The organism is Vibrio sp. 1F255 (assembly GCF_041439145.1).
Classification (GTDB): Bacteria; Pseudomonadota; Gammaproteobacteria; order Enterobacterales; family Vibrionaceae; genus Vibrio; species Vibrio crassostreae_C.
Window position 1 is genome coordinate 23,417 of record NZ_JBGONQ010000026.1, and the last position, 15,245, is coordinate 38,661.

15 protein-coding genes are annotated in these 15,245 nt (G+C 43.9%); 6 read left to right on the top strand and 9 right to left on the bottom strand.

Translation table 11 applies throughout. The features are described from left to right. Positions 1–146: 146 nt before the first annotated feature. Genes ACED41_RS14705 through ACED41_RS14715 form a run of 3 tightly spaced genes read right to left on the bottom strand, consistent with a single transcriptional unit; the run spans position 147 to position 1,375 of the window. Positions 147–461 (bottom strand): GIY-YIG nuclease family protein, encoded by a 315-nt coding sequence (locus ACED41_RS14705; protein WP_017061768.1) that lies wholly within the window; start codon positions 459–461, stop codon positions 147–149. Continuing rightward, entirely contained in the window at positions 462–1,118 is a 657-nt protein-coding gene (locus tag ACED41_RS14710; RefSeq protein ID WP_371725197.1) for a YceH family protein, read from the bottom strand. It lies immediately after the preceding gene. Positions 1,119–1,174: 56 nt separating this feature from the next. Next, positions 1,175–1,375 (bottom strand): hypothetical protein, encoded by a 201-nt coding sequence (locus ACED41_RS14715; RefSeq protein ID WP_017061770.1) that lies wholly within the window; start codon positions 1,373–1,375, stop codon positions 1,175–1,177. Between the two features lie 195 nt (positions 1,376–1,570). Here ACED41_RS14715 and ACED41_RS14720 point away from each other — a divergent pair, with 195 nt between their 5' ends. From ACED41_RS14720 to ACED41_RS14730, 3 genes are all read left to right on the top strand, one after another. Beyond that, complete coding sequence (locus ACED41_RS14720) at positions 1,571–1,885, top strand: DUF496 family protein (RefSeq protein WP_004742367.1); 315 nt, start codon at positions 1,571–1,573, stop codon at positions 1,883–1,885. Between the two features lie 197 nt (positions 1,886–2,082). Next, positions 2,083–2,709 carry a D-Ala-D-Ala carboxypeptidase family metallohydrolase gene (locus ACED41_RS14725; protein WP_017066096.1) on the top strand — a complete coding sequence of 209 codons (627 nt, stop codon included), beginning with the start codon at positions 2,083–2,085 and terminating at the stop codon, positions 2,707–2,709. A 159-nt stretch (positions 2,710–2,868) separates the two neighbouring features. Beyond that, positions 2,869–3,105 carry a hypothetical protein gene (locus tag ACED41_RS14730; protein WP_017061772.1) on the top strand — a complete coding sequence of 79 codons (237 nt, stop codon included), beginning with the start codon at positions 2,869–2,871 and terminating at the stop codon, positions 3,103–3,105. 31 nt (positions 3,106–3,136) lie between these two features. Here the strand turns inward: ACED41_RS14730 and ACED41_RS14735 are convergent, their stop codons facing one another. Further along, the gene (locus ACED41_RS14735; protein ID WP_065585008.1) at positions 3,137–5,701 is read right to left on the bottom strand and encodes an ATP-binding protein; all 2,565 of its coding nucleotides are present in this window, start codon (positions 5,699–5,701) and stop codon (positions 3,137–3,139) included. An 893-nt stretch (positions 5,702–6,594) separates the two neighbouring features. Here ACED41_RS14735 and ACED41_RS14740 point away from each other — a divergent pair. Then, complete coding sequence (locus ACED41_RS14740; protein ID WP_371725198.1) at positions 6,595–8,031, top strand: glyceraldehyde-3-phosphate dehydrogenase; 1,437 nt, start codon at positions 6,595–6,597, stop codon at positions 8,029–8,031. Between the two features lie 239 nt (positions 8,032–8,270). On the opposite strand, the gene ACED41_RS14745 is transcribed toward ACED41_RS14740, so the two are convergent. Then, on the bottom strand, positions 8,271–9,332 hold the full coding sequence (locus tag ACED41_RS14745; RefSeq protein ID WP_136982710.1) for a hybrid-cluster NAD(P)-dependent oxidoreductase: 1,062 nt from the start codon (positions 9,330–9,332) through the stop codon (positions 8,271–8,273). 101 nt (positions 9,333–9,433) lie between these two features. Continuing rightward, entirely contained in the window at positions 9,434–11,095 is a 1,662-nt protein-coding gene (gene hcp / locus ACED41_RS14750; RefSeq protein ID WP_017068651.1) for a hydroxylamine reductase, read from the bottom strand. Between the two features lie 273 nt (positions 11,096–11,368). Here hcp and ACED41_RS14755 point away from each other — a divergent pair, with 273 nt between their 5' ends. Together ACED41_RS14755 and ACED41_RS14760 are read left to right on the top strand one after the other, a co-directional pair. Continuing rightward, positions 11,369–11,599, top strand: a complete 231-nt coding sequence (locus ACED41_RS14755; RefSeq protein ID WP_017061777.1) for a hypothetical protein — start codon at positions 11,369–11,371, stop codon at positions 11,597–11,599. A gap of 53 nt (positions 11,600–11,652) precedes the next feature. Further along, entirely contained in the window at positions 11,653–12,816 is a 1,164-nt protein-coding gene (locus ACED41_RS14760; RefSeq protein WP_017061778.1) for a carboxylesterase, read from the top strand. Positions 12,817–12,920: 104 nt separating this feature from the next. Here ACED41_RS14760 and ACED41_RS14765 read toward each other — a convergent pair whose 3' ends face one another. The 3 genes from ACED41_RS14765 to ACED41_RS14775 all read right to left on the bottom strand — a co-directional run bounded on the left by ACED41_RS14765 (position 12,921) and on the right by ACED41_RS14775 (position 15,038). After that, positions 12,921–13,535 carry a LysE family translocator gene (locus ACED41_RS14765; RefSeq protein ID WP_017061779.1) on the bottom strand — a complete coding sequence of 205 codons (615 nt, stop codon included), beginning with the start codon at positions 13,533–13,535 and terminating at the stop codon, positions 12,921–12,923. 127 nt (positions 13,536–13,662) lie between these two features. Further along, positions 13,663–14,583 (bottom strand): LysR family transcriptional regulator, encoded by a 921-nt coding sequence (locus tag ACED41_RS14770; RefSeq protein WP_017061780.1) that lies wholly within the window; start codon positions 14,581–14,583, stop codon positions 13,663–13,665. Then, positions 14,577–15,038, bottom strand: coding sequence for an Lrp/AsnC family transcriptional regulator (locus ACED41_RS14775; protein WP_017061781.1), 462 nt, complete (start codon positions 15,036–15,038; stop codon positions 14,577–14,579). Before ACED41_RS14775 ends, ACED41_RS14770 begins: the two co-directional genes overlap by 7 nt. Positions 15,039–15,245: the final 207 nt, after the last annotated feature.

Consider the following 15,245-nt stretch of genomic DNA (forward strand, 5'->3'; position numbering starts at 1 on the left):
TGGAGATTAAGAACAACGAGTTAAATTATGATTTCAGCCCATTCACGGTAAGAGTAATTACCATTTAAATTCATAAGCTTAGCTAGAGCCGATATAGCTCCTTACACTATTAAGATTTAATCAATAACAAACATTTTAGCTATGAATTATGAGACTTCGATATATTGAATTTTGTCTTTTTGCCACTCAATAATCAGTTTGAGTGATACCAGTTTTTCTTTGCGGGATTTGGGCAACTGCTTGATCGCGTATTCGGTTTTCAACGCCTCACTTTTTGAGCCAACACCAAAGCTCCAAACCAGCTTAAGTGGGCCTTTACCTTTTAAAGCTTTGGCGCCTTTACCGGTTTGATGTTGTTCAAATCGACGTTCTAGATTGTTCGTCACGCCACAATAAAGGGCATTGTGACGATTGCGGATCAAGTACACGACCCAATCCGCATTTTTATCAGCATCTGACATTTAAAGCAGTGATTCAACCAGAGCCTTAAGCTCTGCCACTTCTGCTCGTAGGCTTGCAACTTCAGACTCAAGCTCTTCAAACTTTTCACTCGTTGCAGAGGGGGCAGCCGCGCTTACTGATGCCATCGCAAACGCTTCAACGTCCACTTCACCGCTAAACAAATGCTGGTAGCGTGATTCACGTTTACCCGCTTCGCGTGGCAGCTTCACAACCAAGGCACCTGCTTCTCTTGCAGCGAGTTTGTCTAATGTTGCTTCTACTTCTTTCACATCACTAAAGTTTGCAAGGCGACCCGTTCGAGTACGAAGTTCACCGGGTGTTTGCGCACCGCGCAATAACATACAGCAGATGATTGCACGCTCTTGCTCTGTAAATTGCAGATCGCCGAACTCAGTGTTGCAGAAACGATGCTGATACTTATTAACACGGCTATTGAAGCTGCTCTCATCACTCACCATGCGACGTCCGATTAAACCATCAACTGCATCTAAAACATCTGACTCAGAAAGAGAGAGAACAGGTTCACGGTTACTCTTTTGATTGCATGCCGTGGTTAAACTGTGCAGTGTCAGTGGGTAATGATCGGGAGTAGTGACTTCTTTCTCGATCAAACAACCGATAATTCTCGCTTCAATTGGGGAAAGTACTGTGTTCATCGTTTTTCCTTTTTATTATTTTGATAATTCCATCTCAACACCTAACAATGCAGTAACTAGTGTTCAGACAAAATTGGTACTCGTTTCTTTCTGCCCTGTTCATCAATCATTATGATCTTAGAACGGTTTAGCTCTATTTCCACGACTTCCAAATAAGTACGCTCTTGTACATACGCATCACGAAGCTTGTTTTGTTCTGCTGAAGATTCAGTGACATTCTCGTCCAATTCTTCGTTTTCCAATTGTTGTTGATTCATTTCACATTTCGTATCAATGCAGTATCTACATGGGATACTAACTTGAACGGTAAGATAAAAACAATCACACATCAGCGAGAGTGACGAATAATTAAACAACCTTACTTTTGCTTTGATCTAAAGACTGTTACATCATCAATTGATGTGCTTTAATCAGAAGCAGACAACGTATTTGACGAATAGGAAAAGGAATCTATGAGCAGCGTATTTGAAATTGTTAACCAAGCACGACGTAAGAACAAACTTAAGCGTGAACTTTTAGACAACGAAAAGAAAGTTCGTGACAACCGTAAGCGTGTCGACCTTCTTGATAACCTACTTGATTACATCAAGCCAGAGATGACCCACGACGAGATCCTAGGCATTATCAAAAATATGAAAGCTGACTACGAAGACCGTGTTGATGACCACATCATCAAGAGCGCTGAGATTTCTAAAGCTCGCCGTGACATCAGCCGTCGCATTCGTGAACTGACAGAAGAAGACAAGCAAATCCAAGGTAAGAAGTAATCTAACCTCGCTAATTTACTTGTAACAATGTTAGTAACCCACTCTTAGTAGTGGGTTTTTTTTACCTAAACTCCAGCGTCTATACTTAAGCATCTAAACCTAACCGTCTAGGCTTAAGCGTACCTAAGCAAAATGAATGAAACTCAACAGCAGTATCAAACTAAATAACGAGTGTACACTAGCGATGGAGAGACTTTATGTACGGAAGTATTCTGATAACCTTGGCGTTATCAACGACACAACCTTACCCTGAAAAATTTGAGAAACTTTATACCGAAGAAACCGAAATCACTTATGACGATCTCGTGGTCGATGTTCATGGCTACAAGGTTCCGACCCGATCAGCATTTCGAGGTTGGATGCTCCTCAATCACGCTCAAGACCAAGTGAGAGCAATCGGACAACAACTCAAGGACAATGGCGTTACTCAGAGCATGCCTCTGCATCTCGTTCTATTGCAAGGGACGGATTGGGCAATGAGTAATACAACCTTGTTTACCCTCCCAAATAAGAAACATGTGCCAAACATGATCAATACCCTGAAGTACATACAACAATATATTGAGCCTGAAATCGGTGTTGTTATACCAGTATCTGGAGAGCGAACCGATATCTACAATCAACAAGCTGGTGGTGCACTGCGAAGTAAGCACTTAGAGTTTTGTGCCTTAGACCTAGTGCCTGCAAATGACATTACTCGCGAAGATCTACACGTGAAACTTAAAAAGATTCATTCGGAATTCGGGCAAAAAAATAATGTTGGGCTTGGTTTATATTCAGGTGTTCGATTCCACATCGATACTTGTGGGTTTAGACAATGGTAAAGAAACACGATCAAGTCATAAAGACCTGCAATTCGCACGTGTCACTTAGACTCTAAAAACAAGCGGAATTACATAAGATTATGATTTTAAATGTAAATTAAAACTGGAACGCTAATTGATATTAATAACAAGTATCATAATTATTAATAGCAATTCAATATGAAGACGATGACTCAACGCTTTCAAACTCTGCTTTCTGTTTCAAACTTCAGTCTAGCTATCACAACCTTGCTTATGCTTCTCAGTATTATTGTTGCTTATCCAATGGCCGATCACTTCTCACTGCCAATTCAAATCGTCGCCCACATCAGCACCATCTTAGTCGCAGCCTTGCTGAACATCAGCTATGTCGGTCGTTGCCTTGCACAATACAACCTTGGATTGGAAGTTCGTTAAGTAGCGCCGCGCTAGCCTTGATACGGGAGCCCTAGACAATATCAAGGCTACTGAAAAGATCGTACAGCTGGTGAGATTTATAGGGTTTAGGTAAGTAGGCGTTCATACCGGCTTCAAAACAATCTTTGATGTCTTCTTCTAGAACACTGGCGGTTAAAGCTATGATGGGTAATGGTGTGACTTGTTGATCGGCTTCCCACTGACGTATCGCACGAGTCGCCGTTATGCCATCCATAACAGGCATCATGCAGTCCATTAAGACTGCATCAAACTGAGCACCCTGGGTGATGACATCCACCGCTTCTTGGCCATTACTGGCAATCAAATATTCATAACCCGCTTGCTCAAGGAAGAAGCTCGCTATTTTTTGATTCATCAGATTGTCTTCAACGATCAAAATGCGTCGATTCAGAGAGCGAACTTCTTCATCTTTTGCTTCCACTTGAGGCGTTTGCTCTTCGCCCACATCGAGAGATTGTAAGCTGGTTAAGAAACGTCGGCCCAAGAATGGCAAGGTATGAGTCGAGTGGACCGTTTCTCTGATTAGGTTGGTTTTAAATAGGTGATGCTGACAAACGATGACGCGAGCAAGAGGATATATCACCTTCAACGTCGCAAGATCTTTTTCCATAGAGTGGTGCAAGGTATGACAATAAAGTATGAAGTCACTTTCTTTTACACTTTCACTAAGAGCAGCAATGGATGACACCACATTGGCTCGAACATTCAAACGCTCACACTCTTTAACGAGCTGATCGAGGTAATTGAAAGAGTTCGAGATGATGGTCGCTCGGCTCAGGTTATCGAAAGTTTGAACAGGCGCTTCTACAACATCGACATACAAACAAAAAGTGAATGTAGAGCCCTCTCCTTTCACTGAACGCGCGGTAATGTAACCACCCATCAAATCAACAAGCTGTCGACAAATCGCAAGCCCTAACCCCGTACCGCCAAATTGACGGGTAATGCTGCCATCTTCTTGAGTGAAAGGTTCAAATATGGACTCTAACTTCTCGGGCTCAATCCCAATCCCGGTATCAGACACGCTGCATTCAAGCTTGCCCCTGCCCATAGACATAGGTGTATAAGCAATGTCAGTTGTAATTGTGCCCTTAGACGTAAATTTGATGGCATTAGAAAGCAGATTGGTCAGCACCTGTCTCACGCGGTACTCATCGAAAAACAGTTGTGACGGCGTTTGATAATCGATATTGATGTCGAGCTCAATATCCTTACTTATCGCTTTCGACTGAATCACACTCACAGAGTCATAAACCGCTTCTCGCAAATCAGCATTGTGTGGTGACAACATCAAGTTACCCGACTCGATTTTAGACAGGTCGAGTATGTCATTCAGCAGCACCAGTAAAGAGTGAGAAGACGATTCGATATCCCCCAGTACTTCTTGTTGATTTGGGCTCAGTTGGCTTTGAGATAAGATCTCAGCCATGCCAATGATCCCGTTAAGTGGCGTGCGTATTTCATGTGACATATTTGCTAAGAATGCGCTTTTGGCTTTGTTAGCCGAAATCGCGTCTTCTTTTGCTGTTATCAACTCTTTGTTGTGCAGATAGTTGCGTTCCATCACTCGATTTAGGGTTTCAGTGAACTCGGCAAGCTCATCGTTCCCTTGGATACGAATCACCTTTGGCTGGCCGTAGCTATCAGCGCATTCCGACACACCTTTCAAGATAATCGACAGGTTTCTGTTTAAGCGCAGAGATGTCGCAACCCCAAGCCACATCAAAACACCAGAAGCGATGAGTATAAGCAACGTCATGACCAAGGTTTGCCTTTTCTGCAACGCGATATTCTTGGTCAGTTCAAACTGTATTTGATTGGTGTAAGCGCCAATCGCGTTTGAAATAGCCCGTTTTTTAACCTCTAAGCTTTTCAAGTGTTGATATATTTCGGGTGATGAAAAGTCCCCTTTGAGGATTCGAGATATAAATTTGTCTTGAAAATCATCTTTGGCGACCGCGTTTAGCAGTTGCCTAATTTCAGGTGAACGAGTATCAGAGCGGAAAAATGTATCAAGCAACTGTTGCTGCCTCTCTAGCGCACCTACATAGCTCAATAAATATTGATTTCTTAGCTCGGGCGAGCGATACAAACTGAAGCTTAACCACGCTTCTCTCTGAGTCCAAAACACATAATGCGTAAGATTGATAAACATCGCTTCCGCTTGACCAATATTGCCATCGACTAAAGCCATGCGATATTCGGACAGCTCCATCAGCACGTCTTTTAACAAGTCGAAAGCGCGCTCTGTCAATTTTCTGCTGTCTGTCGTTTCAGGTGTACTAGCTAGGATCATCAACAACTTTTTCAATTCAGCTAACTGAGGGTCAATACTCCAATTGCTGTCGAACCGTTGAAGTCGCATTCCATACTGAGTCAGTCTATCCAGTTCTGATTGCAGTGTTAAAAGCAACTGACCTTTCTCAGGGGAATCATTAGACAGCACCAACCATCGATAAGCATCACTTGAAACCGTATTAAAAAATTGAAGCGCTTCGACCTTAATACGCGTTGTTTCAAGGTGATTCATCTTCTCATCGTTCTTAAGCACTTCATTCACTGTAAACCCGAACATAATGAGTACAGAAACCGTGGAAAGAAAAATAAGACGCCATCTAATTGACATGTTTATCATTTTTATAACGACTCCCTTCCCGAAAGTAATTTACCTAACCCAAATTAAGAATAGGACATTAACAGAGGGTTATTGATCAAATTGGATATGAACAAACGATACTCTGAGCCCAGAACGAAAAATTAAAGCCAACTGGTATCCAGAAAAGTGCTTTAAAGCGGAAAGGCGTGCTTTTATTAAGACTGGTTTAAACAAGCGAGGTTTCAGTGAGCAAAAGGTAAACAAAAGACGTTTTCTCCAGTTATTATCACCGGCATAACAAGTACACATCCACATTCTGCGGCTCAACTAGACTGTGAATAATGACTCTGCGTGCTAACAAAGTGGATAGTTAGGTTAAAATTGTGACATCCAATCGTTTGCGTGATGCACTTTTCACACTCAAGCTAGGCTTATTCAAAGGTCAAACATCAATACTCGTTAATTCCCTTATTTATCGTTTACTGTTTACGTGTAACTTGAGTTAGCGATCACACCTTTAATGTTCAATATGACCTGTATTACATATTATCCTTTGAATTGAGTATTTTTTGACGAAAAATAAGTGCTACAGATTATTAAAGTCAATAGTCTTTATCGACGTTCAAATCTTGATTTATGGCTAATATAAAGCCAATTTACAGATATTTTGTCTACATTTATTTTTCCTAGCAGAATAACCCGTCGTACCTTACAATCCTGCCACATAAAAATTACAAGTTACACACAAGGTATATCAGCACATTTAAGTGGCAATAAAGACCACAGACTGATGCCTCAAATCCCCTATGCTGATTGGCTTCCCTACAACCGCCATGAATGCAGAAACTTAACGTGAAAGGTCCCGAGTAAAGATGAGTCCCGAAAAGCACCTCCTAGATTGGCAAACTAGTCAAACCATTGCTGAATCCATCGCTCCAACTTTAGGTCAGTTATACCGTCAAAAAGGCGTAGAAGTTATCCTCTTTGGTAAGACCTTAGTTAACGCGACAACTATCGACATCATCAAAGCTCACCGCATCGCAAAACGTTACACTGGTTCTCCTCTTACAGCAGAACAGACTCAACCTATTATTCAACACCTTCTCTCTATGGACTTATCTCCATGTCGTATTGATGTTGGTCGCCTTGCGCATTCATTCTGGCAAGATCGCGAACACACACATGGGTTGGATGATTTCCTACAAACTGCACTTATCGAATCGCTTGAAGGCGATGCAATGACAGAACCTCGTGACGTTGTATTGTACGGTTTTGGTCGTATTGGCCGACTGCTAACTCGTCTGTTGATCGAGAAAAGTGGCCCGGGGTACCCACTGCGTTTACGTGCAATCGTTGTACGCGGCGGCAAAGATGGCGACCTAGAAAAACGTGCAAGCCTGCTTCGTCGTGACTCTGTACACGGCCAATTCAACGGCAGCATTGTTGTAGACCAAGAACGCAAAGCGATCATCGTTAACGGTAACTTCATCCAAGTTATCTACGCAAACAAACCAGAAGAAGTGGATTACACGGCTTACGGTGTTGAAAATGCACTTGTGGTTGATAACACAGGCGCATGGCGTGACGCGGAAGGCCTGAGCCAACACGTTGCGTGTAACGGTGCGAAGAAAGTGCTACTGACTGCACCTGGTAAAGGCGACATCAAGAACGTGGTATTTGGTGTGAATGAAAATGTTATTCAGCCAGAAGACACCATCATCTCTGCAGCAAGCTGTACTACTAACGCAATCACGCCAGTATTGAAAGCGGTTCACGACAAGTTTGGCGTGCTGTCTGGTCACATCGAAACGGTGCACTCATTTACCAATGATCAAAACCTAATCGATAACTTCCACTCGGGTGATCGTCGTGGTCGTGCTGCATCATTGAACATGGTACTGACATCGACTGGCGCTGCTAAAGCAGTATCAAAAGCGATGCCGGAAATGGAAGGTAAGCTAACAGGTAATGCGATTCGCGTTCCTACGCCAAACGTTTCAATGGCAGTTGCGAACCTAAACCTTGAGAAAGGCACAAACAAAGAAGAGTTGAACGAGTACCTGCGTGAAATGGCGCTGTCTTCTGCTTTGTCTGCACAAATTGATTACACAGACTCGACTGAGATTGTATCTACCGACTTGGTTGGCTCTCGTCACCCAGGTGTGGTTGACGGTGTGGCGACTATCGCACAAGACAACCGTGCCGTGCTGTACATTTGGTACGATAACGAGTTTGGCTACAGCTGCCAAGTTGTTCACTGTATGGAACAGATGATGGGTGTACGCTACAAGACATACCCAGAAGTTTAATTAACTTCGCTCTTGTAGATACGTCCATCGCAACAAGCTCCACAACATAATAACTATATCTGCGAAGTCTGTATGGACTTCGCAACCCCTTTTGTTTTACTCCCCCGTATAAACAAGAGGGTTGCCACTTAGATCTGCTCTCTCTAACTGATCTAGGTGGCTTTTTTACATCTAGCGCCCTAACTTTTATCGCTATAATAAGATCTTGTCTTCATCACTCTTGCACAGCTTTACGTCTGTTATAACTCAACCTCAACATCTGACTGAATCGAGCTTGAACATGCAAGCACGTAGCCCTGTTCAATCTGCTCTGGCGTCAATGTTTCTTGGCTGCTTGATTCCACAGATCCTTTGGTCACTTTGCATTTACACGAACCACAAATCCCACTACGACAAGCGATAATAATTGGAACGCCTGCTTTTTCTAATGAATCCGCCAATGGTGTGCCAGTTTCCGCTTCAACTTCAGCGCCGAACGCAGGCACAAATACCTTAACAGCACTATTCGTATCGTCAGCAATTTCGGCGTTTGACGCTTCTGATTGAGCATCCTGAGTAGCAGGAGTAAAGCTTTCTTGATAGAAGTTATCCATGTTGAACTCAAGCTCTTTCAGATAACTCTCAATATCTTGCATGAAGCCGACAGGCCCACACAGGTAAACCGTTCTATCTAAGATATCTGGGCTCAGTTTCACCAACCAGTTTTTATCTAAACGACCTTGAGGGGCGGTTGTTCCTTCGTTGTCTTTTAACAGCAGTTTTAAGTTGAAATTCGCATGTGATTCATCGAGCTGATGAAGTTCTTGAAAGTAGATAGTCTCAAGCTTGTTGCGTGCCATGTGGACGAAATCAATCTCAATGTCACTGTCACTGTCTTGAGACAGCCAATATTTTACCATCGCCATTACGGGTGTAATGCCACAGCCCGCACTCACTAGCGTTACTTTCTTTGTTGCCGTTGGCATGCAATCAATACAGTTAAACGAGCCTGCCGGCTTCAACACAGAAACCTCGTCACCTTCATCAAGCTCATCAACAATAAAGTTCGAAACTAAGCCACCTTCCACACGCTTGACCGTCAACTTCAGGCGGTTATCTTCGGGGCAAGAAGCCACGGAATAAGCACGGTAATCCGTTTTCGTCGGCATATCTAAACCCAAGGTGATGAACTGACCGGGCTTAAAATTGAAATGTAAATCTTGTGGAATACTGCCAAGCTCAAAGCTGACCGTATCTGGCGTCTCGTGCCATTTCTTTAAACACACTAAATTGATTGAATCGCTATCCGACCATGCATACATAGTTCACACACCTCACTGATACTAAAGAATTAAATCTAAAAAGCCCCGCCGCTGCACGTTCCTAGAGAACAGCAACAACGGGGCTTGGGAGTGGGCTTAGATTAAGCCGCTAAGATTGTTTTAAGATCTTGCTCTGGCGTTGAGATAGAACGCATATCGAACTCGTCTTGAATAATCTTTAGTAGGTTTTCAGTTAGGAATGCAGGCGCTGTTGGGCCTGTGTAGATACCTTTCACACCCAGTGCGAACAGAGTAAGCAGGATAACGATCGCTTTTTGCTCGAACCAAGAAAGAACAAGTGTTAGTGGTAGTTCGTTGATGCCACAATCAAACTCTTGAGACAGCGCAAGAGCAAGCTGAATCGCTGAGTATGCATCGTTACATTGGCCAACATCGAGCAGACGTGGAATACCGTTAATGTCGCCGAATTGGTTTTTGTTGAAACGGAATTTACCACATGCCAATGTCAGGATTACTGAATCTTCTGGCGCTTGAGCTGTGAAATCTGTGTAGTAGCTACGTTCAGATTTGTCGCCGTCACAACCACCCACTAGGAAGAAGTGTTTGATGTTGCCTTCTTTCACTTGTTCAACAACCGCAGGCGCTGCTTCCATCAAGGCGTTACGACCAAAACCGACAGTGATCATTTGCTCGATCTCGTCATGCTTAAAGCCTTCTTGCGCAAGAGCACAATCGATCACTGCACTGAAATCGTCACCTTCAAGGTGAGCAACACCCGGCCAGCCTACGATGCTACGCGTAAATAGGCGGTCAGCGTACGAGCCCACATCTGGGTTAAGCAGACAGTTAGATGTCATTACGATCGCACCTGGGAAGTTCGCAAATTCTTTTTGCTGGTTCTGCCAAGCGCTGCCGTAGTTACCCGCAAGGTGTGGGTACTTGTTTAGTTCAGGGTAGCCGTGTGCAGGTAGCATCTCACCGTTGGTGTAAACGTTAATGCCCTTGCCTTCCGTTTGTTGAAGGATCTTTTCTAGATCATGCAGGTCGTGACCAGAAACAAGGATACAGTGACCTCGCTTCGTCTTCACATTCACGGTTGTTGGTTGAGGGTGACCGAAGGTATCTGTCTCGCCTTTATCCAACATTTCCATGACCTTGTAGTTCATTAAGCCGATCTGCATAGACGTATCTAACAGTTGTTTTAGGTCTGATGGATCTGTACCTAGGAACGCCATGATTTCATGGTATTCAGCGAAAATAGCATTATCAGTTTGACCAAGAACACGTGCGTGCTCCATGTAAGCTGCTGCACCTTTTAGACCGTATAGGCAAAGAAGGCGAAGACCAATCACATCTTCGTGTTGAGAGTCGTGACCACGGTTTACCGCCGCTTGAGGGGCAAGCGCCAATAGCTCTGAAGAGTCCGTTGGAAGGTCGAATTGAGCAGCAGCAGAAAGCGCTGGGATCTCAAAACCAATCAATGTCGCTGCCGCGCGAACCTGTTGCTCTAAACGCTGCTTGAATTCATGGGACTGTTGTGCGAATTCGATGATACGAGCAGGGTCGAAGTTAACGTTGGTTAGTGTTGCGAAAAACGCTTTTGGCGCCCACTCGTCGATTTCAGTATCAATAACATCACACGCACGGCCCAAATTGGCCCAAAAAGAAACACCTTGAAGAGAATGCACCAACACGTCTTGAAGGTCGGATACTTCCGAAGTTTTACCACACATACCTTGTGCGAAAGAACAGCCTTTTACGGTTGGGGTTTGAATTGTTTGTTCACATTGAATACAGAACATATAAGGGCTCCAGTAATTTTTATTAACTGTAAGTACTTTGCTTACAGTGACTTATTCCAACCCCTATAGAGCATCAAGCGTGCCAACTTTTAACATATTGATTTTATTAAACTTAGTTTTATTCCATGTTTTTAGTGCGTGATTATGACTACATATAAACTCCCTAACAGCACACATCCGTGTCATAGTGACTCTCAGAGATTTATTAACGGCGTTCATGTTTCGTTCAGAATAGAAGCGATAAAGTAACAACATAGAAAAAGAGGAATGAATATGAAAAATATATTAGTTACGATTGTTGCATTGTTTACTGGCCTTTTGGCGTTATTCACAAGCTTGATCCTTGCTATTCCTTTAGCTATTGCAGCTTTAATTACTGGCAAGCGCATTCAGAATCAAATGAAGAAACAAGGTTTCGCAGCTCATATGAACACTCGTCAGTCATCAACCAATGATGCCGGTGTTATTGAAGGTGAATACGAAGACCTTTCAAGCAAAAAGTAACCTAAACTTTAGTTTCAGACATAGTGAAAGCACAACAGAGACAAGATTACATAATGCAAAGAAAGCCCCTCCTAGCACTGCTGGCCTTAACGACTTTAAGTCTCGTTGGTTGTTCCAACGAGACACCGATACCCGCTTACGAAACATCTCCAGACTTGCCTAGCTATCAGCAAGACAGCTTTGATGCCTACGTCAATGACACACAAGATTGGTTATTGAAAAACCGCGTGTTCATGACGGAAGACAAGCAACTCGAGATCCAACTCAATTCACCAACCGAGTATCAACCAACCTCGCCAAACGGCAAGGCGGTATTATTGGTTCATGGATTAGGCGACTCACCTTACTCATTTAAAGACATCGCTACCCATTTGGCAGAGCAAGGTTACTTAGTGAGAACCGTATTACTTCCGGGTCACGGCAGTCGCGTGGGTGATTTAATGCAGCCGAGCCTAGAAGATTGGCAAGGTGTGGTGGCTCATCATACGAAGTTACTTGAGCAAGAGTATGATTCTGTTTGGCTAGGCGGCTATTCAACCGGCGCGAACCTCGTGACTTCACAGGCGATGAACGATCCAAAGATCTCTGGGTTACTGCTGTTCTCACCTGCGTTTCAACCGAGCTCGTCTGCCGTTCAATACGCGGGACTAGCAAGCTACTTTGTCACTTGGGCGGATCAAGATCCTGAAGACAATGTGTTGCGTTACAACTCGTTGCCAATGAATGGTGCATCGGTTTACTACGAGACATCAGAAGTCGTACGTGGTGACTTACAAGATAAACACTTCGATAAACCAGTTTTTATTATGATGAGTGAAGGCGACAGCGTGATTGACACCAACTACGTTCAGCAAGCCTTTACTGAATCTATGCCGAATCCAAACAATGTGTTGGTTTGGCAAGGAGAGACGACTCTCGAGGATCCTCGCGCTGTTCAGTACAGCATGAAGATCCCAGAGCAACGCATCTCGAACGGCTCTCACATGGGCTTACTGTTCTCACCAAACAACCCTTATTACGGAATCAATGGTAGCGAGAAGATTTGCTCCAATGGTCAGGCAGAAGGGTTTGAAGAACAATGCAATGCAACCAGTGAGGTTTGGTACTCAGCTTGGGGCTATCGTGAAGAAGGGAAGAACCATGCGCGTTTGACCTACAACCCCTACTTCTCAGACTCGATGGCGAAGCTAGATGCCGTACTGAACTCTGAAGGCTAATAAGCTCAAGTCTTCCAAAAGCTAATCCAGAGAAATCAAAAAGGCTCACTAGATAACGTCTAGTGAGCCTTTTTTAATGAGTTACTTATTCTTATCGTTTACTGCTATATCGTCCACACCACGCGAACAGCAAGCAGGATCAGCACCACGCCAGATAGTCGATCAATCAACTGAGCTTTCGAGCGAATACGTTCAACAATCAACGGGCTAGACAGTACCAAGGTGATAAAGGTGTACCAAAGGCCGTCGACAATCAGCGGCGTTGAGACAATAATCACTTGATTGGTCAGTTCATTACCTAGCGCTACAAATTGGCTAAACAGAGCGATGAAGAACAATGCGATCTTTGGGCTCAAGATAGAGATCAAGAAAGCCTCACGAGCAGACTGCATGTAACTCATCTTTTCACCCGCTTCTAATTTCGCGGCAACACCACCTTTCGAACGTAACGCATTAACGCCAAGATAAAGCAGATAAGCAGCCCCCGCTAAGCTAATACCTTTAAATAACATTGGGGATTGCTCAAGCACAACGGCTAAACCAACAATGGTTGCGAACGCATAAATACCGATACCAGCAGCGTGTGACCAAGCTGCGATAAGCCCGTTCATACGGCCACCAGCCAAACTGTGTTTAGCGATCATCGCCAAGCTTGGACCCGGAGACATTGCACCCAACAAGCAAATCGCTAATAAAGAAAACCAAATTGTTACTGTCATCATTCCATTCCTAATAAAATAAAGCGTTCCAGCTGAACGCTCTACGCTTAATACTCAATACTTGGCACTTACCATAATTCGCAGGAGGTATTATTTGAAATCAAAGATTATCATCACACCTATGATTTCAAGTCATACTGATATTGTAACTCGACTTTTGCATGGCTTGGAATGCTTTTTCTCGCGCCCATTTGTGGGCAGAGTCGTTGTCATATTTAGGATGCCACATTAACCAATAGGTATGCATTTCCGTATCAAATGGCAACGAAAAGTAGGTAGTATCGAGGTGTCGACCTAGGTTATAGGCGATATGTTCTGGCACGATCATCAGATAGTCGTCTTGCAATAACACAGTACCAGCAGATGAAAAGAACGGAACCTGTAAAGCCACTCTTCGCTTCAGCCCTTGCTTCTTCAATGCTATGTCCGCGTAACTGTCTTTATCTCCACCACCCGTCACTTTGATGTGAGAGTAGTGAACAATATCTTCTGCACTCAAAACCGCTTGTTGAGCCAGCGGGTGCGACTTTCGCATCAAACACACCGACTTATCTTCACCAAGTTTGATACTTGAGACATGTTCTGGCTTTGTGGGAAACATACTGGAAGCCAAATGAATCCCAGACTCGTTCAGTGCTTCAAGGTAGTTTGGCTGCCACAATCGATAAGCCAGATTAATGTTCGGCGCTTCAGCAGACACCTCTGCCACAATCACAGGAAGAATATACTGAGCGACATAATCACTCGAAGACAACACCAATTCACCCTGCCAGTCTTGCGGCTCGAAGGGTTTATCATCTAACAGGTGGTCAAACTCGCCAAGCAGGTCGTCGAGTTTACCTTTGAGTAGCAATGCACGGTTGGTCGGCACCAGTTTGTTGCCGTCACGGACCAGCAAAGGGTCGCCACACAAATCACGTAACTGGCTGAGCTGACGGCTCACCGCGGATTGTGTGATATGCAAACGTTGGGCGGCACGGCTCACATGACACTCTTCAAGAAGTACATGCAGTGAACGCAGTAGGTTTAAGTTGATATTGCCTAACATGAATGCACCGTCGCATTCTGTTTGTTGAAAAACTCGGTCAAAACCGTATGAGTCATTAAGTGGCGAAGATCCGGGTAACTTTGCAGCTGATCGCGAACTCGGTTCAAGCTCTCCATGCTTTCCACTTCCACGTACAACATCATATCTGTCTCACCGCTAATAGAGTGGCACCATTGCACCTCATCAATACTCTGGATTTGTTTCGCGTAAGACTCACAACTATGGTCACTACTCGACATGTCGAACTTCAACAAGATATAAGCGCACACATTCTTCGTTTGGTTGGGTTCTGCCACTTGAGCGCAGTAGCCCGTAATCACTTTGTCGCTTTCCAGTTTCTTTATTCTGGCGTTCACCGCTGAGCGCGAGAGGCTGACATCTCGGGCGATATCGCTCACTGAGCATCGTGCATTGGTTTTGAGAATATCCAAAATCTGGCGATCAAATTTATCCATGCTTCTGATTCTTTTCATTTATTGTTCTATTTATAACGCCTAATTTGACACAACTTTCCTACTTATAACAGCCATTCTGACAGCCGACACTTTCACACTGAATCGGATTAATACCGTTAAAATGACGGTGTCTTACGACGTTTCGCTAGCTGTATTATTGATGTCAACAATGTATGCTCTCAATCATAACTTCTCACACACCAGAAG